The following is a 19,052-nucleotide window of genomic DNA, read 5'->3' as shown; positions in this document are numbered from 1 at the left end:
CGGGCACAACATTCACCCGAAAACCTGTGGGAGCGAGCAAGCTCGCTCCCACAGGGTAAGCTGTGTTTTCAGGCCGGCCAATGCCGGGCGAACACCGGTGCCAGCGCCGGGTGGCGGTCGATGCGTTCCAGCCAGGCGAAAAAACCCGGCCGCGCATTGCGCAAATGCTCCCGACTGCCCGCCCATCGCGAGATCACCGCCGCCAGCACGTCCAGCGCCCCCGGTTTTTCGCTGCCCAGATAGAGCTCGCCCGAGAATTGATCGGCAAACACCTCCCAACTCCAGTGCAGGCGCCGACGGGCGCCATCCATGAGGTTCTGCCTGGATGACTCGTCCGCCTCGGCCAGCCAGCGCTCGGGGTAATCCATGATGCCGATGGCCGCATAGCAATTGCTGACGATGTACGCCATGCCGCGAATGGCCTGGGCCCGCTCGGCCGGGTCGGACGGCAACAATCCCGATGCGGGAAAGCTCAGCCCGAGGTGAATCAGGATCGCCGCGCTCTCGGTCAAGACGCCACCATCAGGCAGCTGCAGGGTCGGAATCTGTTTGAGCGGGTTGAGCTTCTCCAGTGCCAGGGCCGCCTCCGCGGACGTTTCGACATCGATGAAGCGATAAGGAATATCACAGAGTTCAAGGGCGGCCTCGATGGCCGCGGCCCCGGAGTTCTGATGGCCGTAGAGCTGGTACATAATCGTCTCCTTACACACCGCGATCGCCGCAGTGCCTCATCAACCGCCTCGGCAGAGAAACACGCCAGCTATCCAGTGTAGAAGCCGCCACCTGCCCCACAGCGACCATCCGACGATCGCACCATCAAGCTCACAAGGGGTATGGCATCGGTCCTATCACTGCCGTCGATGTTCACCATCACCGCAATGAAGTTCTCATAAAAAATCCCCGGCGTAACATCTGCTCCATACCAACCAATAAACACCCCCGGAGCACACCATCATGAAACGCCAAACCCTCCTCAGCATCGCTTTCTCGGTTTTCGCAGTTAACGCTTTCGCTGCTACCTCTGCTCAACCTGTGGTCGCTGAAGGCGGCTCGGATCGTCTGATTGAAAGTCGTGTGGCCGAAGGTGGTTCGGATCGCCTGCTGGAAAAACGTGTTGCCGAAGGTGGTTCTGACAAGCTCCTGCAAAACCGCGTCGCTGAAGGCGGCTCCGACAAGCTCCTGCAAAACCGTGTCGCTGAAGGCGGTTCTGACAAGCTCCTGCAAAACCGCGTCGCTGAAGGCGGTTCCGACAAGCTCCTGCAAAACCGCGTCGCTGAAGGCGGTTCCGACAAGCTCCTGCAAAACCGTGTCGCTGAAGGTGGCTCCGACAAGCTCCTGCAAAACCGCGTCGCTGAAGGCGGTTCGGATCGTCTGATCGAAAGCCGCGCTGTCTGAATGCAGTGCTTGACCGCAGGACTCAATGAAAACCCGGCCTCACCCGCCGGGTTTTTTATGCTTTTTTGGGGGCTTTCACTGGTTATTTTCAGCGTGGGCACGGTCCCTTGTAGGAGCCAGCTTGCTGGCGATGGTCGTTAACGATAACGCGTGTGAACTGAATAAACGCGGCGCACTTGAGTCCATCGCCAGCAAGCCGGCTCCTACAGTTTGGCGTTCACATCATTTCGATTAGGTCGCGGTCCCTTGTAGGAGCCAGCTTGCTGGCGATGGTCGTTAACGATAACGCGCGTGAACTGGATAAACACGGCGCACTTGAGTCCATCGCCAGCAAGCTGGCTCCTACAGTCCATCGCCAGCAAGCCGGCTCCTACAGTTTTCCCGGCAATCCGTGATGAAGCTTTTTTCCCCGCCGCGATTACTTTCCTGCCCGGGCCATGCAGCGTTGATAACGTTCATCGACCCGTTTGGCGAACCACGCGGTGGTGAGTTTTCGGGTGATTTTCGGACTTTGCAGCACGATCCCGGGCAACACCTCCCGGGGTAACGGTCGGCCCTCGGCCTTTTCAGCCAGTTCGAAAACCCGTCGATAGAGTTTGCTGTTTTCGAACGCCAGGGTATTGCCCTCTTCCAGTTGCTCGCGGATCGTCGGATTGCGCATGTCCAGTTGCTTGCCGAGGGTACGCACGGCCAGTTCCGTGCTGCCGGGCATGATCGATCCGTAGCGCACCAGGTCACCATCCAGCGCCAACGAGATACCGGAAGCCCGGCTCACCGCGTTCTGAAACGCGGCGTTGCGACTGGCGTACCAACCCGCGTTGAAGTCCGCAAAACGGTAGAGCGGCTGCGGGTAGCTCACCGGATACCCAAGCAGATGCGCAATGCCGAAATACATGCCGCCGCGCCGGGTGAACACCTCATGTCGAATGGAACCCTGCACCGGGTACGGATAACCCTTGGCCTGCTGCTCGGCAAAATCAATGCTGACCTGCATCGGCCCGCCGGTATGCACCGGGTTGAAGCCACCGAACAGGGTCTTGCCCATCGGAACCATGCCGATGAAGTCGTCGAAAATGGCGCTCAGTTCCTTTTCACTGCGCGCGGCATTCAGGCGGTCGCTGTAGCTTTTGCCGTTGGGCGAATCGAGCTTTAGCGCACCGCTGACCAGCAGACCGGGAATGTGAGCCCTGGCGGCACGACGGTCGATCTCGTCGCGGGCGATCTTGCCCAGCCCCGGTACGCTCGGATCGACCTGAAAGGTCGACTCCTGCTCGGTCACGGCCAGCACCGAGCAGAGGTTTTGCGTGGTCGGCGAGATATCTTGCGCGGTGAACGCCACCTGGATATCCGTGGCCCAACCCTGGGGATCGGCCGCTTTCGCCGGCAGCAAACGCACAATCTCGGCCCTCACTTGGGCCGGATTGCGCGCCGCCGGTTCCTGGGTCCGTTGGCTGCCGCAACCGGCCAGTACCAACAAAGCGGCGATGCTTGAGATCAATCGATTGGCTTGCATGTCGTTCCATCTAGTCCATTGGTCCGGCTTAACCATACGAGCAACGGCATGGCACAGGCTATGACCGTAACCACCACTTGCCTTTATTTGCCGCTGAAACGGCCCTGAAGCCCCGTTATCCGACATCTGCACGTGCAGAAAATGCCTGCGTACCTTGCACAAAAACGCATTGCGAAACGTTACTGAGAACAACTACCATTTGCTCCTGGAGTCGCATTTGCGCAAGGAGTTCCCGCGCCGCCCCCTTTTCCCAATCGGCCGCGTGCCGCCCAGGAACGAAACATGACCACTCCAGCCAGACTCCGTGTGCCTTTTCGTCCGACGCTACTCGCCCTGTTTTGCGCCTTGTCCTTGACGGCCCATGCCGCAACGCCCGAAACAACCGAGAGCCAGGGCAAACCCCTGGTGCTCGGCGATGTCAATGTCAACGCTCAGGCCCCGACGCCCTACGACCTGCCCCCGGTATACGCCGGCGGCCAGGTCGCCCGTGGTGGTCAACTGGGTATCCTGGGCAACCAGGACATCATGGACGTTCCGTTCACCATGACGTCCTACACCGAAGAGTTGATCCGCGACCAGCAAGCCGAAACCGTCGGCGATGTGCTGCTCAACGATTCATCGGTGCGTCAGGCTTCCGGTTTTTCCAATCAGGCCCAGACCTTCATGATTCGCGGCCTGCCCCTGAACGGCGATGATATTTCCTTTAACGGACTGTACGGCATCCTGCCGCGGCAGATCATTTCCACCGATGCCCTGGAGCGCGTGGAAGTCTTCAAAGGCCCGAACGCCTTCATCAACGGTGTAACCCCGACCGGTTCCGGCATCGGCGGCGGCGTCAACCTGCAACCCAAGCGCGCGGGTGACGTGCCGCTGCGACGGTTCACCACCGACATCAGCGACGACGGGCGCATCGGCGAACACCTGGACATCGGTCAGCGCTTTGGCGAGGACAACCGCTTCGGCGCTCGCCTTAACCTGTCCCAACGCGAAGGCGACACCGCTATCGACGACGAGAACCAGCGCTCCAAACTGTTCGCCCTTGGCCTCGATTACCGCGGCGATGCGCTACGCCTGTCCGGCGATTTCGTCTATTCGAAGGAACGCGTCAACGGTGGCCGCAGCTCGGTCAACCTTGGCGACGCCACGCACATCCCGGATGCGCCCTCTGCCGACACCAACTACGCACAGAAGTGGGGCTTCAGCGAGATCGAAGACACCTTCGGCATGCTGCGCGCCGAATACGACCTGAACGACAGCTGGACCGCCTACGCCGCTGCAGGCGCCAAGCACACCCGCGAAGTCGGCAACTACGATTCCACCACCCTGGTAGGCAACGATGGCAGCTCGGTAACCAGCGGTTCGTTCATTCCCCACGATGAAGACAACACCAGTGCCATGACCGGCCTCAATGGCCGCTTCACCACTGGCCCGGTGACCCATAAACTCAACGTCGGCCTGGCTGGAATCTGGACGCAACAGCGCAACGCCTTCGATTTCGATCTGACCCAGTACCCGAACAACATCTACCACCCGATTGACGTTCCGGCGCCAGCGGGCGGCTTCTCCGGCGGCGACCTGGGCGATCCGGGCATCACCGGCAAAACCTTCATGCGCAGCGCCGCCGTGTCCGACACCCTGGGCTTTATCGATGATCGCCTGCTGGTCACCCTGGGCGTGCGCCGTCAACAGCTGGTCGTTCAAGGGTACGACTACAACACCCAGAACCGCACGTCCAACTACGACAAGTCGATCACGACGCCGGTGTACGGCATCGTGTTCAAGCCGTGGGACCACGTGTCGTTCTATGCCAACCGTATCGAGGGTCTGGCCCAAGGGCCGACGGCTCCGACTACCTCTGGCAACCGGGTCGTGGTCAACGGCAATGAGGTGTTTGCACCGGCGCGCTCCAAACAGGTCGAAGCCGGTGTCAAAGTCGACATGGGCACCTATGGTGCGACCCTGGGTGTGTATCGCATCGAACAACCGGCTGACGGCTACACCCAAGTCATCGACGACACCACCGCCGTGTTCATTCATGACGGTGAACAGGTCAACAAAGGCGTGGAACTCAATGTGTTCGGCGAACCCATCGACGGCCTGCGCTTGCTCAGCGGTGTAACCGTGATGGACACCGAACTGAAGAAAACCCAGGGCGGCCTCAACGACGGCAATCGAGCCATCGGCGTACCGAGCTTCCAGTTCAATGCCAGCCTGGATTGGGACGTACCGGGCCTGCCTGGCGTAGCCCTGAACGGACGGATGTTGCGCACCGGCGGCCAATACGCCGACGCAGCGAACAACCTCAGCCTGCCGGCCTGGAACCGCTTCGACGCTGGCGCTCGCTATGCATTCAAGGTCCAGGAAAAGGACGTGACCGTGCGCTTCGGGGTCGAAAACGTCGCCAACAAGAGTTACTGGGAATCGGCCCAGGGTGGTTACCTGACCCAGGGCGAACCGCGCACGGCGAAGTTGTCAGGGACCATCGACTTCTGATTGAGATCCCCCTGCCCTGTACCTGTACCTGTACCTGTAGGAGCGAGCTTGCTCGCGATGGACGTTAACGATAACGCGTACATTCAGGATTAACGCGGCGCCCATTCGTCCATCGCGAGCAAGCTCGCTCCTACAGGGCCGAGTCGTCCATACTTGTTCTACCCAGCGAGAAGGACAGGATCATGCACAGAAGCGACGTGTTGATCATCGGCGCCGGCCCGACCGGGCTGGTTCTGGCGTTGTGGCTGAGCAAACTGGGCGTGCGCGTGCGGATTGTCGACAAGGCCTCGGCTCCGGGCACCACGTCCCGGGCGCTGGCCGTCCAGGCGCGGACGCTCGAGCTGTATCGCCAGCTCGGGCTTGCCGACGCGGTTGTGCAAAACGGCCATCGGGTGGCGGCCGCCAACTTCTGGGTCAAGGGCGAACCTGTGGCGCACTTGCCACTGAGCCAGGTTGGCGAAGGGCTGACACCCTACTCGTTCCTCGAAATTTTCCCGCAGGACGAACACGAACGGCTGCTGATCGAGCGCCTGGAAGCCTTCGGTATCTCGGTGGAACGCAACACCGAACTGGCAGGCTTCGAGCAAACCGCAGACGGCATCACGGCCACGCTGCATCTGCCCGACGGCCAGCAGGAAATCTGTCAGGCCTGTTACCTGGCCGGGTGCGACGGAGCGCGGTCGGTTGTACGCAAGACCCTGGATACCGGATTTCCCGGCGGCACTTACCAGCAGATTTTCTACGTCGCCGACGTGCAGGGCAGCGGCCCGACCTTCAACGGCGAACTGCATGTGGATCTCGACGAGGCGGATTTCCTCGCCGTATTCCCGCTGGCCGGCAGCGGTCGCGCGCGCTTGATCGGCACCGTGCGCGACGAGCGCGCCGAAAACGCCGAGACCCTGCGCTTCGAGGACGTCAGCAGGCGGGCCATCGAGCACATGAACGTGAAGATCGAGCAACTGAACTGGTTTTCGACTTACCGCGTGCATCACCGGGTGGCGGATCACTTTCGCAACGGCCGGGCGTTTTTGCTGGGCGATGCTGCCCACGTCCACAGTCCGGCGGGCGGCCAGGGCATGAACACCGGGATTGGCGATGCCATCAACCTGGCCTGGAAACTCGCGGCCGTATTGAGTGGCGCTGCCGAGGGCGGACTGCTCGACACCTATGAAACCGAGCGCATCGCCTTCGCCCGCAAACTGGTGGCCACCACCGACCGGGTCTTCACTTTCGTCACCGCCGACGGGCCGATTGCCGATCTGCTGCGTACACGCCTGGCCCCGTTCTTGATACCGAAAATGACCTCGTTCGAAACCTCCCGCCAGTTCCTGTTTCGCACGGTCTCGCAGATCACCCTGAATTATCGTGGAATGCCGCTGAGCACAGGCGTTGCCGGGCATGTGCATGGCGGTGATCGCCTGCCCTGGGCCCATGACGGTGAGGGGGATAACTTTGAATCGCTGAAATGCCTGACCTGGCAGGTGCATGTCTATGGCGACACCAGTGACGAGATGATCGCCTGGTGCCAGGAGCACCATCTGCCGCTGCATGTGTTCGACTGGCGACCGGCGTTCGAAGTGGCGGGCCTGGGGCGCAATGGCTTTTATCTGTTGCGCCCCGATACCTATGTAGCGATCGCCGAGACGTGCTCAGACCCGAAAGTGATTGAACGGTACTTCCGCGATCACGGGATCCGGTCGTTTTTTGGCGCGTCCTGACTCAACACAGATCCCCTGTAGGAGCGAGCCTGCTCGCGATGGTCGTAAACGATAACGCGCATTGTCTGAGTAATCGCGTTGCCCTTGCGTTTTTCGCGAGCAGGCTCGCTCCTACAGGGTAATGCGGTGGTCCTCAGATCCCGGCCAGTGCCAGATCCATCGCAAAATAGGTAAAGATCAGGTCTGCCCCGGCACGCTTGATCGCCCCCAGGCTCTCGCGCACCACGCGGTCTTCATCGATGGCCCCGGCCTGGGCGGCGAACTTGATCATCGCGTACTCACCGCTCACCTGATAAGCCGACAGCGGCAGGCGCGAGGCTTCGCGAATGTCGCGGATGATGTCCAGGTACGCACCGGCCGGCTTGACCATCAACGCATCGGCGCCTTCCTGTTCGTCGAGCAACGATTCGCGCACGGCTTCGCGGCGGTTCATCGGGTTCATCTGGTAGCTTTTACGGTCGCCCTTGAGCGCACTGCCGCCCGCCTCGCGGAACGGGCCATAGAGCGCCGAGGCGAATTTGGTCGAATAGGCCATGATCGCCGTCTGGGTAAACCCGGCGTCATCGAGGGCCCGGCGAATCGCCTGGACCTGCCCGTCCATGGCCGCCGACGGGGCGATCACATCGGCTCCGGCACGGGCCGCCGCGACGGCTTGCCTGCCGAGGTTGATCAGGGTCTGGTCGTTGTCGACTTCATGGTTGTGCAGCACGCCGCAATGGCCGTGGTCGGTGTACTCGCAAAAACAGGTGTCGGACATCACGATCATTTCTGGCACTGCGTCCTTGGCGATGCGCGACATGCGCGAGACCAGGCCGTCCTCGCGCCAGGTGTCGCTGCCGTTGCTGTCCAGATGATGGGACACGCCGAAGGTCATCACCGACTTGATCCCGGCACGGGCATAGCGCTCGATCTCGCCGGCCAACTTCGACTCGGGAATGCGCATCACGCCGGGCATGCTTTTGATCGGCACGAAGTCGTCGATTTCTTCTTCGACGAAAATCGGCAGCACCAGGTCGTTCAGGCTGAACTCGGTCTCCTGGAACAGGCTGCGCAGGCTCGCATTGCGGCGCAGACGGCGTGGGCGTGCTTCGGGGAACTGACTGGACATGGGTATTCCTGAAATTCAGAGGACAAGACGAAAATCGTAGGGAAGCGAAGCTTATGCCCTGTGCGGCGCGGGGTACAAACCCTGGGTGATCAACAAACTCTTGCAGGCTGGGCAACAATCCCTACATACAACATCCCCCCCTGTAGGAGCTGGCTTGCCAGCGATGGCGTAGTGTCAGGCAGCATTTATAGTGACTGACCCACCGCTTTCGCTGGCAAGCCAGCTCCTACAGGGGATGATTTCAGCCAGTGACCGCACTCGGAATCTGCAACCCGCGCACCACCGCCGGCCGTGCCAGGAAGCGTTCCAGCACCCGCGTGACGTTAGGGAAATTCTGGATGCCCACCAGATCGCCAGCTTCATAGAAGCCGATCAGGTTGCGCACCCACGGGAAAGTGGCGATGTCGGCGATGGTGTAGCGCTCGCCCATGATCCAGTCCCGCCCTTCGAGCCGGCCGTCGAGCACCTTGAGCAGGCGTTTGCTCTCCTCGACGTAGCGGTCACGGGGACGCTTGTCTTCGTAGTCCTTGCCAGCGAACTTATTGAAGAAGCCGAGCTGGCCGAACATCGGACCGATACCGCCCATCTGGAACATCAGCCACTGAATCGTTTCGTAGCGCGCCGCCGATTCCTGGGCCAGCAGTTGCCCGCTCTTGTCGGCCAGGTAGATCAGGATCGCTCCCGACTCGAACAGCGCCAGCGGCTGGTCGTCCGGACCGTGGGGATCGAGGATCGCCGGTATCTTGTTGTTGGGATTGAGGGAAAGAAATTCCGGGGACATCTGGTCGTTGGTGTCGAAGCCAACCCGGTGCGGTTCATACGGCAGGCCGATCTCTTCGAGCATGATCGAGACCTTGACGCCGTTGGGGGTCGGCAAGGAGTACAGCTGAATCCACTCAGGGTATTGGGCAGGCCATTTGCGGGTGATGGGGAATGCGGACAGATCGGTCATGGGCTGGATCCACGAAGACATTGAGAGTGACGATCATAATGGAGATATCGGCTCAGCGACCCCTTGGAACCATCAATCTCACTGATAGAGGAGATCAAAAGAGATCGCGACGGTTTCAACACCATCACGTGTAACCTGTCCATAAATCCGCAACATCCTGTCGATAACCTTCACTGCAACCCGTTGAAGGTTACCGGTACATTGCTGCGCTCTCGACCGGAATCGAACCAAACGGGCTCAGAGGACTCTGAGCAGCACCGCTTTTAGAACGGACCGGTTTCAACGACATGGAAAACACCCGATGCAGGAAAATCGTGGTGTAAAGGTTTGTCAGCCTTAACCGAATTGCGCTGAAGAACCTTTTATTCATGACCTTGTTCAACATTGCCAAACGTTTTAAACATCGCACTTACCTGCTATTGCCCGCCTTGCTGCTGGTCAGCGCGGTGTTCCTGTTGCTGGAATCCGGCCTGAGTCGCGCCCAACCGATGGATGGCACCCAGACGCTGGTGTTCCTGCGCCACGGGGAAAAACCCGACGGTGGCCTGGGCCAGCTCAATTGCCAGGGACTCAACCGCGCCATCGACCTGGCCACGCTGCTGCCGGAAAAGTTCGGCAAGGCCAACTATGTGTTTGCGGCGAACCCGACCCGTAACGTCGAGGAAGGCGAGTTCGACAATTCCTACAGCTACATCCGCCCCCTGATGACCATCAGCCCCAGCGCCATCAAGCTCGGCCTGCCGGTGAACATCAATTTTTCCGCCAATGACACCAGTGACCTTGCCGATGAACTGCTCCACGACAAGTATCACAACTCGGTCATCTACACCGCCTGGTCCCACGGTTACCTGCCAGAACTGATCAACAAGGTCGCCGGCGACGCCACGGGCAAGAAAATGAAGATCACCGAAGACTGGGAGTCCAGCGACTACGATTCGCTGTATGTACTGACCCTGACCTGGCACAACGGCAAGGCCAGCTTGCAGAGCCATGTGTACAAGCAGGGCCTGGATAACGGCGCTGAAACCTGCCCGACCTGATACCTGCCATGTCTGATCAGGCCCCATCGCGAGCAAGCTCGCTCCCACAGGGTTCAGTGGTGCTCATGCGTTCGTGATCACACTGCAAATCCAATGTGTGCGAGCTTGCTCGCCATGGGGCCAGTAAAACCGACATCACTTACGTTGATTCACTCGCTCACGCAGATACTCGAGAACCGCCCCCCGCTCCCCCGCAAACTCGATCCGTGCGCCTTTCTTCTCCCGCTGGAACGCGTACATCGGATCGTAATACTCGCGCAGCAAGCCATCGATCCAGCCCCGGTGCAGATCCACCGCGCCACTGCGGGCCTGCTCCGCCAACGCTTCCTCCATCAACATCAACATGCGCCGATGACGTTCGCCACCCAGGCGTTTCTGCACATTGTTCAGGCTCGCCAGCAAGCGCTCGGAAAACAGCGCAAAGCCCTCCTCGCCATGCACGTCGATGAATTCGGCGCACAGGTCCACCACGTAATCGCGCAGGATCCGCTCGACCCGACCTTCCAGGCTGTCTTCCAGCCAGACCATCGGAAACTGCTGCATGCCCTGGTACAGCGGCAACGGCAGCGCACAACTGCCCACCGCGCGGCTTTCGTCTTCCAGTACGAACTGCTCGATGCCCCAGGCGCGTTTTTTCAGCACGTCCACCGCCAAGCGGTTTTCGAAATCGATATTCGAGGGTTGGCCCGTGGCGCGCTTGCCGAAACTGGAGCCGCGGTGGTTGGCATGACCTTCAAGGTCCACGGCATTGTTCAGTTGCGTGAGCACCTCGGTCTTGCCGGTGCCGGTCATCCCGCCCAACAGGACGAAATCGCACTGGGCAACCGCCTGATCGAGGGTATCCAACAGGAAGGTACGCATGGCCTTGTAGCCACCGCCCACCCGCGGATAATCGATGCCAGCCTCGTCCTTGAGCCATTGCTGGACAATCTGCGAGCGCAGGCCGCCGCGAAAACAATACAGATAGCCATCGGGATGCGCCCGGGCGAAATCGGCCCAGGCCTGGATGCGTTCGGCCTTGACCGCGCCCGACACCAGTTGATGCCCGAGCACGATGGCCGCTTGCTGGCCGTGCTGCTTGTAGCAGGTGCCGACCCGCTGGCGTTCATGGTCATTCATCAACGGCAGGTTGATCACGCCAGGGAACGAGCCCTTGGTGAATTCGACCGGCGCGCGGGCGTCCATCATCGGCCGGTCGTTGATAAAAATGTCGCGGTAATCGGTGTAATCGACAGACATCAAAACACCTCGACCGCGTTGCTCTGTCGCTCAACCAGTTCACCGATCGGTTCCAGGCTCAGGCCCAGTTCGGCGGCCACGGCAAGAAACTGCTCGTTGCCCTCGGGCGTCACGGCAATCAGCAGGCCACCGCTGGTCTGCGGGTCGCAGAGCACGCGTTTGTGCAGCTCCTGAAGGCGTCCGAGCTTGCTGGCGTAGCTGTCGAAATTGCGCAGCGTCCCGCCCGGTACACAGCCCTGTTCCAGGTAATACTCGACGCCCGGCAGGCGCGGGACGCGGTCATATTCGATACGTGCGGTGAGCTGGCTGCCGTCGGCCATTTCCACCAGGTGCCCGAGCAGGCCGAAACCGGTGACGTCGGTCATCGCGGTCACGCCATCGAGCTTGCCGAAGCGACTGCCGGGTTTGTTCAGGGTGCACATCCAGTCCCGGGCCAGGCCGATGTCGGCATTGCGCAACTTGCCCTTTTTCTCGGCCGTCGTAAGGATGCCGATACCCAAGGGCTTGGTGAGATAGAGCAGGCAACCGGCGGTGGCGGTATCGTTGCGCTTCATGTGGCGCTTCTCCACCAGACCGGTGACGGCCAGGCCAAAGATCGGCTCTGGCGCGTCGATGGAGTGTCCACCGGCCAGCGGGATGCCCGCCGCGTCACATACCGAACGGCCGCCGCGGATCACTTCCCGGGCAATTTCCGGGGCCAGCACGTTCACCGGCCAACCCAGAATCGCAATCGCCATCAATGGATCGCCGCCCATGGCGTAGATGTCGCTGATGGCATTGGTGGCGGCAATTCGGCCGAAATCGAAGGGATCGTCGACGATCGGCATGAAAAAGTCCGTGGTCGAGACCACACCACGTTCCTCGTCGATGGCATACACCGCCGCGTCGTCACGCGAGGCGTTGCCGACCCAGAGTTTCGGGTCAAGGTTCTGCGCCCCGCTGCCAGCCAGGATCACTTCCAGCACCTGAGGGGAAATCTTGCAGCCGCATCCAGCGCCGTGGCTGTATTGGGTCAGGCGAATCGGCTCGCTCATAGGGGCACCTCATTGGGTCAATGGGGCCGATTCTAGCAGAGCGAGGCCTGTGCCACGGACCTTGTGGGAGCGAGCCTGCTGATCGCAGTTATGGCAGCAGAATCACCTTCTCGCCACTGCCCTGATTCACTTCGGCGTAACGCTCCAGCCCTTGGGCCAATGGCGACTCGAACAAGCCCTGCGGCAACGGCAACAGGTCCTGATCGAAGTACCGGCCGAACTGCTCGAGCATCGCCGCACACGCCTGCACTCCATACAGCAACGAGTTGATGCCCACCACCGAGCCCCCCTTGCGATACAACGCCAGGGCCGGTAACTGCACATGACCGTCCACGGGCGCTGCAATGATCGCGATGCGGCCGAACGCGGCCAGGGCAGGCACGGAGGCCGGCAGCCAGAACCCGGTGGTGTCGAAAATCACGTCGGCACCGCCGGCATACACGGCGTTGACCTGAGCCCCAAGGTCTTCGGGTTTATCCAGTTGCAGGGTCTGGTAGCCCTGATCCTGCAAGTCCTTGACCTGCTCGGCACGCCGCGCGGCCGCCAGCACCCGGGCACCGCGCACCTTGGCCAGGGCCAGCGCGGCACTGCCGACCGCCCCGCCACCGATGACCAGCAACCGGGTTTCGGCCGTCACCAGGCTGCGCTCCAGCGCATCCCACGCCGTGGTGTACGGCACGCCGAGGCTGGCGGCCTGGGCGAAGCTCAGGTGCGTGGGTTTGAGCGCTACGCCATTGGCCGGCAGCTTGACGAACTGCGCGTGGGACCCGTCGGCGAAAAAGCCCAGTTCCCGCCCCGTCCCCCAAACCTCCTGGCCGATCAGCGCCTGCGGGCCGGTGACGACCACACCGGCAAAATCACGCCCGGGAATCCGCGGCAAGGTGGTGTAGGGAAAGCGTCCCAGCACGTTCTTCACATCGCTGGGGTTGAGGCCCGCGGCCTTGATCTCGACCAACACTTCATCGGCGCCGGGCACCGGCGTAGGCACCTCGACGTAGCGCAGGGCCGAGAGATCACCGGTTTTATCGAATTGCAGAGCTTTCATGGGCGTATCCGTCGAGTCAAAAAAGGGTTCAGGAGATCCAGCCAGCCACCAGCGCTCGGCCCATCGGCCAGAGCTTTTCGCCGGCGAGCATGCCGAGCAGGCCCACCAGCGCGATGGCCGGGGGTGCGGGGGAACGAAAATCCAGGGCGCCGTAGAGCAGTCCGACGCCCAGACCGATGACCAGTGACAGGAGGAGGTTCATCGCAGACTCCGGGGCAATTGAGGTATGCGCTGAGTCTAGAGGGCGACGCCTTTGAGCATCGGCCAAGTACTTCTGAATTTCGGCCAAAGCAGGGTGCCGGCGAATTCAGTCCTGGCGTTGTGCCGCGGGAAACTGCGAGGGGGCAACACCCAGTTCACGACGAAACATGTCACTGAAGCTGCTCGGCGAATAGCCCAGGTCCCGGGCAATCGCGCTGACCGGTACGCCCTGGATCAGCTCGGCCACCGCCGTCGCCAGTTGCACCTGACGCCGCCACTCGGCGAACCCCATGCCCAGACCGTCCTTGAACAGCCGCGCCAGGGTCCGCACGCTGGCACCGGCGGTTTCTGCATGCTGTTCGAACGGAATATCCAGCGAGGGCGCGGACATGACCGCCTGGCACAGGTTCATCAGCCGTCGGTCGGAATCGTCCGGCAGCGGGATTTTCAGCAGCGAACGCCTGGCCCGCTTGAGTTCCAGCAGCGCCAGGCCCACCAGCGCGTCGTAATACTCGGGCGGCCCGTCGTTGCCCTGCTCCACCAGGCCGACAATCAGTTCGCGCAGCAAGCCACCGACCTCAATGACTTGCACACTGTCATCCAGAGTCGCCGCCAGGGACGGGCGCAGGTAGATATTGCGCATCTGCAGGTCAGACACCACGCGAATCCCGTGGGGCACGCCAGGTGGTAACCACACTGCCCGCTGCGGCGGCACCACCAGCGCCTCGTGCGGCGTCTCGACCCACATCACCCCGCTCATTGCATACAGCAACTGGCCCCAGACGTGCTCATGGGGCTCGATGTACAACCCGCGCGGATAGGTGCGGGCCAGTGGTTGCACGGGCACATCGGTGTCACTCAGGTCAGGCGGTGCGGCAAGGGCCATGGTCAATGTTCATTGGGGATTGGCAAGCCTGCATGGTAACTAGGTGCCAGACTTGTCGCCAGCAACCGCCGCCGTACGAAAATCAGAGTGAATTTTCCTGATGGCGCGCGATCCTTCTATGTACAACAGGGAGGAACCGGGGCTTTATGAACAGTGCAAAATTATTCGTCATCGAGTACACCCTCCATGGCGCTGCGAAGTCATTCATTATCCGATTGGAAAAAATGGATAACGCAGAAGCCTGGCATTGGGCGAGCTGTGACGCGGGGGTGGGGCGAATCCCCCGATTTGGACGCGAGAAGGTGCAAAAGACCAGCAAGCCGATGGCGGAAAAATTCGGCGTGGAAAACGTCAAGTGGCGGCCAGCGAACTAATCTCTGGCAACCATCAGGTTCGGGGGGAAGGAAAATGACCGCGACACCCGTCACCAGCCCTGCACAACTGGACTACGGTCTGAACACGTTGTCGGGCCGCATCACCAGGAGCGCCGAGTGCCGGATCGGACTGGAGCCGGTTGAAAATGACCCATTTTGCTTCGCCATACGCGTGCCGCCGCCACTGCCGGAAGATCTAGAGCAAACCAAGACCCTGGTGGTGCGGGTCGAAGGGCGACGCCTGCAGGGCACCGTTCGCCGTTGCGAACGCCTGGAAGATGACAGCCTCAGGCTGGAAGTAGAGCCGGATTAGGCTCCACTGTTTCATTCGCGACGGTCAGCCATGCGCACACTTGCAGCCTTTATGGGTGCATTCCTCGCCGTGTTCATGGTGCTTGGCGCAGGCTTCACAGCAGTAGTGCTTGCCGTGGCGAGCAATCGGATGTTCACCGAGTTTGCAGGAACATTTCGGACAATCGCAGATACTTTCGCGGTCAATCATGGCGCTGACTCCTCTTGTGTGGTCGCCAGTGCTTATATGCACACCGTAAGTGTAGGAGCTGCCGCAGGCTGCGATCTTTTGTGGCGAGGGAGCTTGTCGGACCGCCGCACCGCCCCGTTGGGTTGCGCAGCGACCCCAAAGCCTGGCAACTGCGTTGTTCCTGACTTATGGCAATGACCGGGCTTGTGACTGCTGCGCAGTCAAACGGGGGCAAGCCCCCTCGCCACAAAAAGTTGTTCTGTCAGATACGGAACTGCCCCACCAGACTGCCCAGGCGCTGACCGAGGTCGGCCAGGCTGCGCGAAGTCTGTGCGCCGAGTTGGGTTTCGTCGGCGACGTTATCCACGGCCACGGCAATCTGATGCACGCTGCGGTTGATCTCTTCGGCCACGGCGGTCTGTTCTTCGGCGGCACTGGCGATCTGCGCGTTCATTGAATTGATGGTGGCGATCAACTGAGCCATGGTGTCCAGCGAAGCCCCCGCCTCGTTGGCCTGGGCCGAGGTGCCATCGCCGGCCTCGCTGGAACGACGCATCGCCTCCACCGCCGACTGGGTGCCGGCCTGCAAGCGGTCGATCATGCCCTGGATTTCCTGGGTGCTGATTTGCGTGCGGCTGGCCAGCGCCCGCACTTCATCGGCCACCACCGCAAAGCCGCGCCCGGCCTCGCCGGCGCGGGCAGCTTCGATGGCAGCGTTGAGCGCCAGCAGGTTGGTCTGCTCGGCAATCGAGCGGATCACCCCAAGCACGCTGACAATCGACGACACGTCTTTTTGCAGGCTGTCGAGGGACACGCCACTGCTGCGGATGTCGTCCACCAAGGCATGGATTTTCTCGATGCTGCCGGCCACGACACGCTTGGCGGCCTGCCCTTCTTCATCGGTCTGCTGGGCTGCCACCGCGGCGTTCTGCGCGCTCTTGGCCACTTCCTGGGCCGCCGCCGACATTTCATTGATGGCCGTGGCCACCTGATCGGTTTCGTGGCGCTGACGTTCCATGGCCTGATCCGAGCGATTGGCCTGGTCGGACACCTGATTCACCAGCCCGGTCAGTTGCGAAGTCATTTCGGTGATCTGCCGCACCAGGCCGTGGATCTTGTCGACGAAACGGTTGAACGAGCCGGCCAGTTCACCGAGTTCATCCTGGCTGGTGATGGTCAGGCGACGGGTCAGGTCGCCCTCGCCCGCGGCGATGTCGTCGAGATTGGCTTTCATCAAATGCAGCGGACGCAGAATGGTGTTGGCCAGCAACATCCCGGCAGCGGCGATCACCAGCAGCACCACGAGCGCCACGCCGACGATGCTCAGCACCATGCCTTGCATGCGCTCCTGGACCTTGGTTTCGACCACCGCCACTTGCGCTTCGATGCCATCGAGGTTGACCGAGGTACCGAACGCCATGTCCCATTTCGGCAGGTATTCGGTGTAACCGAGCTTGGGCACCAGCACCTGGGTGTTGCCGGGCAAGGGCGAGCTGTATTGCAGGTAGTGCGTACCGTCCTTCGCCACCTTCACCAGGTCGCGGTTGACGTAGACACCGTTCGGGTCGCGGTTGTCCTTGAAGCTCTGGCCCACGCCCTCGGGGCTATTGGCCTTGAACAGGCGCACGGTGTTGGAGTCGTAGCCGAAGAAGTAACCGTCCTTGCCATAGGTGATGCTCGACAGCAGCTTGATCACCTGGGCCCGCGCCGCCTCATCGCCGGGGGCGGCGGCGTCGTAAAGCGGTTTGATCGTGGTCATGGCCACGGCCACGTAGCTTTGCAGGGTCGCCTTGGCATCGCTGAGCAGGCGCTCGCGGGTCTGCTCGACTTCCTTGCGCGCCTGATCCTGAAGAATGAACAGCGTGGTCAGGCTGATGACCAGCGCAAACAGCAGCACCGGGAGGACGGCAAGGGACAGGACTTTGGCCTTGAGGCTCATGCGCATGACGTTCACTCTTTTGATTTTGTTGGCGTGGTTAAAAGCTTTAACGGCACCAAAAACCAAAACTGTAGGAGCCGGCTTGCCGGCTCCTACAAGTGAAGTCAAAGAACCATCGCGGCCACCCAGCCGAACGCCAGCAGTGGCAGGTTGTAATGCAGGAAGGTCGGGACCACGGTGTCCCAGATGTGATGGTGCTGGCCGTCGATGTTCAGGCCGGAGGTGGGGCCCAGGGTCGAGTCCGAAGCCGGCGAGCCGGCGTCGCCCAAGGCACCGGCCGTGCCGACGATGCACACGATCGCCAACGGGCTGAAGCCCAGTTGCACGCACAGCGGCACGAAGATCGCCGCCAGGATCGGCACGGTGGAGAACGACGAGCCGATGCCCATGGTCACCAGCAACCCCACCAACAACATCAGCAAGGCACCGATGCCCTTGCTGTGATCGATGTACGCCGCCGACGACTCGACCAGCGTCTGCACTTCACCGGTGGCCTTCATCACTTCGGCGAACCCCGAGGCTGCGATCATGATGAAGCCGATCATCGCCATCATTTTCATGCCTTCGGTGAACAGGTCATCGGTGTCGCGCCATTTGACGATGCCCGACACCGAGAAAATCAGGAAGCCGACCAGTGCACCGATAATCATCGAATCCAGCAGCAACTGAATGATGAACGCCGCCGCGATGGCCACACCGGCGACCATCAGGCTCAGCGGGTTGTATTGCACCGCCACTTGCTCGACTTGTTCGATCTTTGCCAGGTCGTAGACACGCTTCTTGCGGTAGCTGACAAACGCGATCAGCAGGCCCGCCACCATGCCCAGGGCTGGAATGCCCATGGCGTGGGTCACATTGATGCCGCTGATGTCCACACCGCTGCGGGCGACGTTGGCCAGCAGGATCTCATTGAGGAAGATGTTGCCGAAGCCCACCGGCAGGAACATGTAGGGCGTGATCAAGCCGAAGGTCATGACGCAGGCGATCAGGCGACGGTCCAATTGCAGCTTGGTCAGCACATAAAGAAGCGGTGGCACCAGCAACGGAATGAACGCGATATGGATCGGCAGGATGTTCTGCGAGGCGATGGCCACGACCCAGAGCAGGCCAATCAGCAGCCATTTGACCTGGCCACCGCCGCTGGCGTGCTGGCGATCGACCATCGCCAGGGCCTTGTCGGCCAGCGCATGGGCCATGCCGGACTTGGCAATCGCCACGGCGAAAGCGCCGAGCAAAGCGTAGGACAACGCCACCGTCGCCCCGCCACCGAGGCCGCTGTTGAAAGCCTTGAGCGTCGCCTCGATACCCAGGCCGCCGGTCAGACCACCGACCAGCGCGCCGACGATCAGGGCGATCACCACATGCACACGGGACAGGCTGAGTACCAGCATGATGCCGACCGCGGCAATTACTGCATTCATTGTCATACCTCTGGGCAAGCGAAAAGAGTCCGTCCGGCAGTCTGCGTGAGCCGCCAGCGGATAAAAGGAATGGGTCTTATTAGAGGGCGCGCACTTTGCCGTAGACCGGGCGCGGTGTCAAAGCAGTAGAGCTCAGACTGCCCCCCCTGTGGCGAGGGAGCTTGCTCCCGCTCGGCTGCGCAGCAGTCGCAGACCCGGGACAAGAGGTGGGTC

Annotated in this window: 19 protein-coding genes and 1 pseudogene; 7 read left to right on the top strand and 13 right to left on the bottom strand. The window is 61.3% G+C overall.

Features of this window, described 5'->3' with window-relative positions:
* Positions 1-68 precede the first annotated feature (68 nt).
* Positions 69-692, bottom strand: coding sequence for a glutathione S-transferase (locus B0D71_RS14310; protein ID WP_103395337.1), 624 nt, complete (start codon positions 690-692; stop codon positions 69-71).
* Positions 693-954: 262 nt separating this feature from the next.
* Between B0D71_RS14310 and B0D71_RS14305 the strand changes: the two genes are divergently transcribed.
* Positions 955-1,395: a phage infection protein gene (locus B0D71_RS14305; protein WP_103395336.1), complete on the top strand. Its 441-nt coding sequence runs from the start codon at positions 955-957 to the stop codon at positions 1,393-1,395.
* Between the two features lie 269 nt (positions 1,396-1,664).
* Complete coding sequence (locus tag B0D71_RS32100; RefSeq protein WP_276310356.1) at positions 1,665-1,790, top strand: hypothetical protein; 126 nt, start codon at positions 1,665-1,667, stop codon at positions 1,788-1,790.
* A 23-nt stretch (positions 1,791-1,813) separates the two neighbouring features.
* On the opposite strand, the gene B0D71_RS14300 is transcribed toward B0D71_RS32100, so the two are convergent.
* The gene (locus B0D71_RS14300) at positions 1,814-2,908 is read right to left on the bottom strand and encodes a DUF1615 domain-containing protein (protein ID WP_103395335.1); all 1,095 of its coding nucleotides are present in this window, start codon (positions 2,906-2,908) and stop codon (positions 1,814-1,816) included.
* Between the two features lie 282 nt (positions 2,909-3,190).
* Here B0D71_RS14300 and B0D71_RS14295 point away from each other — a divergent pair, with 282 nt between their 5' ends.
* The gene (locus B0D71_RS14295) at positions 3,191-5,401 is read left to right on the top strand and encodes a TonB-dependent receptor (protein WP_103395334.1); all 2,211 of its coding nucleotides are present in this window, start codon (positions 3,191-3,193) and stop codon (positions 5,399-5,401) included.
* Between the two features lie 182 nt (positions 5,402-5,583).
* Positions 5,584-7,119, top strand: a complete 1,536-nt coding sequence (locus B0D71_RS14290) for an FAD-dependent oxidoreductase (RefSeq protein WP_103395333.1) — start codon at positions 5,584-5,586, stop codon at positions 7,117-7,119.
* 133 nt (positions 7,120-7,252) lie between these two features.
* On the opposite strand, the gene hemB is transcribed toward B0D71_RS14290, so the two are convergent.
* The gene (gene hemB, locus B0D71_RS14285) at positions 7,253-8,227 is read right to left on the bottom strand and encodes a porphobilinogen synthase (RefSeq protein WP_103395332.1); all 975 of its coding nucleotides are present in this window, start codon (positions 8,225-8,227) and stop codon (positions 7,253-7,255) included.
* 241 nt (positions 8,228-8,468) lie between these two features.
* Positions 8,469-9,179 carry a glutathione S-transferase family protein gene (locus B0D71_RS14280; RefSeq protein ID WP_103395331.1) on the bottom strand — a complete coding sequence of 237 codons (711 nt, stop codon included), beginning with the start codon at positions 9,177-9,179 and terminating at the stop codon, positions 8,469-8,471.
* 368 nt (positions 9,180-9,547) lie between these two features.
* Here B0D71_RS14280 and B0D71_RS14275 point away from each other — a divergent pair, with 368 nt between their 5' ends.
* A complete protein-coding gene (locus B0D71_RS14275; RefSeq protein ID WP_103395330.1) occupies positions 9,548-10,219 on the top strand; it encodes a histidine phosphatase family protein in 672 nt (223 codons plus the stop codon).
* 135 nt (positions 10,220-10,354) lie between these two features.
* On the opposite strand, the gene mnmH is transcribed toward B0D71_RS14275, so the two are convergent.
* The 5 genes from mnmH to B0D71_RS14250 form a co-directional block, all read right to left on the bottom strand.
* Positions 10,355-11,458, bottom strand: coding sequence for a tRNA 2-selenouridine(34) synthase MnmH (gene mnmH, locus B0D71_RS14270; protein ID WP_103395329.1), 1,104 nt, complete (start codon positions 11,456-11,458; stop codon positions 10,355-10,357).
* Positions 11,458-12,492 (bottom strand): selenide, water dikinase SelD, encoded by a 1,035-nt coding sequence (gene selD / locus B0D71_RS14265; RefSeq protein WP_103395328.1) that lies wholly within the window; start codon positions 12,490-12,492, stop codon positions 11,458-11,460. The genes mnmH and selD overlap by 1 nt, the downstream gene beginning before the upstream one ends.
* An 88-nt stretch (positions 12,493-12,580) precedes the next feature.
* Complete coding sequence (locus B0D71_RS14260; protein WP_103395327.1) at positions 12,581-13,537, bottom strand: quinone oxidoreductase family protein; 957 nt, start codon at positions 13,535-13,537, stop codon at positions 12,581-12,583.
* Positions 13,538-13,565: 28 nt separating this feature from the next.
* Positions 13,566-13,739, bottom strand: coding sequence for a DUF1427 family protein (locus tag B0D71_RS14255; RefSeq protein WP_103395326.1), 174 nt, complete (start codon positions 13,737-13,739; stop codon positions 13,566-13,568).
* A 105-nt stretch (positions 13,740-13,844) separates the two neighbouring features.
* Entirely contained in the window at positions 13,845-14,624 is a 780-nt protein-coding gene (locus tag B0D71_RS14250; protein WP_103395325.1) for an AraC family transcriptional regulator, read from the bottom strand.
* A gap of 146 nt (positions 14,625-14,770) precedes the next feature.
* Between B0D71_RS14250 and B0D71_RS14245 the strand changes: the two genes are divergently transcribed.
* Positions 14,771-14,998 (top strand): DUF6555 family protein, encoded by a 228-nt coding sequence (locus B0D71_RS14245; protein ID WP_056722497.1) that lies wholly within the window; start codon positions 14,771-14,773, stop codon positions 14,996-14,998.
* Between the two features lie 34 nt (positions 14,999-15,032).
* The gene (locus tag B0D71_RS14240; protein ID WP_103395324.1) at positions 15,033-15,311 is read left to right on the top strand and encodes a hypothetical protein; all 279 of its coding nucleotides are present in this window, start codon (positions 15,033-15,035) and stop codon (positions 15,309-15,311) included.
* Between the two features lie 24 nt (positions 15,312-15,335).
* On the opposite strand, the gene B0D71_RS14235 is transcribed toward B0D71_RS14240, so the two are convergent.
* From B0D71_RS14235 to B0D71_RS14225, 4 genes and pseudogenes are all read right to left on the bottom strand, one after another.
* Positions 15,336-15,500 (bottom strand): metallothionein, encoded by a 165-nt coding sequence (locus B0D71_RS14235; protein ID WP_103395323.1) that lies wholly within the window; start codon positions 15,498-15,500, stop codon positions 15,336-15,338.
* Between the two features lie 241 nt (positions 15,501-15,741).
* A complete protein-coding gene (locus B0D71_RS32385) occupies positions 15,742-16,497 on the bottom strand; it encodes a methyl-accepting chemotaxis protein (RefSeq protein WP_411741536.1) in 756 nt (251 codons plus the stop codon).
* Positions 16,498-16,599: 102 nt separating this feature from the next.
* Positions 16,600-17,418: pseudogene (locus B0D71_RS32380) on the bottom strand (cache domain-containing protein); the annotation flags it as partial.
* A gap of 104 nt (positions 17,419-17,522) precedes the next feature.
* Entirely contained in the window at positions 17,523-18,839 is a 1,317-nt protein-coding gene (locus B0D71_RS14225) for a Na+/H+ antiporter family protein (RefSeq protein ID WP_103395321.1), read from the bottom strand.
* Between the last annotated feature and the right edge of the window lie 213 nt (positions 18,840-19,052).

Origin of the sequence: Pseudomonas laurylsulfativorans, from assembly GCF_002906155.1 — a bacterium.
Classification (GTDB): Bacteria; Pseudomonadota; Gammaproteobacteria; order Pseudomonadales; family Pseudomonadaceae; genus Aquipseudomonas; species Aquipseudomonas laurylsulfativorans.
This window is presented reverse-complemented; position numbering and strand designations above follow the sequence as displayed.

What these genes read in the sequence shown, in the direction of transcription:
- B0D71_RS14255 (WP_103395326.1), bottom strand. Translation starts at nt 13,739, where the DNA reads ATGAACCTCCTCCTGTCACTGGTCATCGGTCTGGGCGTCGGACTGCTC.
- B0D71_RS32100 (WP_276310356.1), top strand. Translation starts at nt 1,665, where the DNA reads ATGGTCGTTAACGATAACGCGCGTGAACTGGATAAACACGGCGCACTT.
- B0D71_RS14290 (WP_103395333.1), top strand. Translation starts at nt 5,584, where the DNA reads ATGCACAGAAGCGACGTGTTGATCATCGGCGCCGGCCCGACCGGGCTG.
- B0D71_RS14225 (WP_103395321.1), bottom strand. Translation starts at nt 18,839, where the DNA reads ATGAATGCAGTAATTGCCGCGGTCGGCATCATGCTGGTACTCAGCCTG.
- selD (WP_103395328.1), bottom strand. Translation starts at nt 12,492, where the DNA reads ATGAGCGAGCCGATTCGCCTGACCCAATACAGCCACGGCGCTGGATGC.
- B0D71_RS14235 (WP_103395323.1), bottom strand. Translation starts at nt 15,500, where the DNA reads ATGATTGACCGCGAAAGTATCTGCGATTGTCCGAAATGTTCCTGCAAA.
- B0D71_RS14275 (WP_103395330.1), top strand. Translation starts at nt 9,548, where the DNA reads ATGACCTTGTTCAACATTGCCAAACGTTTTAAACATCGCACTTACCTG.
- B0D71_RS14300 (WP_103395335.1), bottom strand. Translation starts at nt 2,908, where the DNA reads ATGCAAGCCAATCGATTGATCTCAAGCATCGCCGCTTTGTTGGTACTG.
- B0D71_RS14310 (WP_103395337.1), bottom strand. Translation starts at nt 692, where the DNA reads ATGTACCAGCTCTACGGCCATCAGAACTCCGGGGCCGCGGCCATCGAG.
- B0D71_RS32385 (WP_411741536.1), bottom strand. Translation starts at nt 16,497, where the DNA reads ATGGAACGTCAGCGCCACGAAACCGATCAGGTGGCCACGGCCATCAAT.
- B0D71_RS14260 (WP_103395327.1), bottom strand. Translation starts at nt 13,537, where the DNA reads ATGAAAGCTCTGCAATTCGATAAAACCGGTGATCTCTCGGCCCTGCGC.
- hemB (WP_103395332.1), bottom strand. Translation starts at nt 8,227, where the DNA reads ATGTCCAGTCAGTTCCCCGAAGCACGCCCACGCCGTCTGCGCCGCAAT.
- B0D71_RS14305 (WP_103395336.1), top strand. Translation starts at nt 955, where the DNA reads ATGAAACGCCAAACCCTCCTCAGCATCGCTTTCTCGGTTTTCGCAGTT.
- B0D71_RS14280 (WP_103395331.1), bottom strand. Translation starts at nt 9,179, where the DNA reads ATGACCGATCTGTCCGCATTCCCCATCACCCGCAAATGGCCTGCCCAA.
- B0D71_RS14295 (WP_103395334.1), top strand. Translation starts at nt 3,191, where the DNA reads ATGACCACTCCAGCCAGACTCCGTGTGCCTTTTCGTCCGACGCTACTC.
- B0D71_RS14250 (WP_103395325.1), bottom strand. Translation starts at nt 14,624, where the DNA reads ATGGCCCTTGCCGCACCGCCTGACCTGAGTGACACCGATGTGCCCGTG.
- B0D71_RS14240 (WP_103395324.1), top strand. Translation starts at nt 15,033, where the DNA reads ATGACCGCGACACCCGTCACCAGCCCTGCACAACTGGACTACGGTCTG.
- mnmH (WP_103395329.1), bottom strand. Translation starts at nt 11,458, where the DNA reads ATGTCTGTCGATTACACCGATTACCGCGACATTTTTATCAACGACCGG.
- B0D71_RS14245 (WP_056722497.1), top strand. Translation starts at nt 14,771, where the DNA reads ATGAACAGTGCAAAATTATTCGTCATCGAGTACACCCTCCATGGCGCT.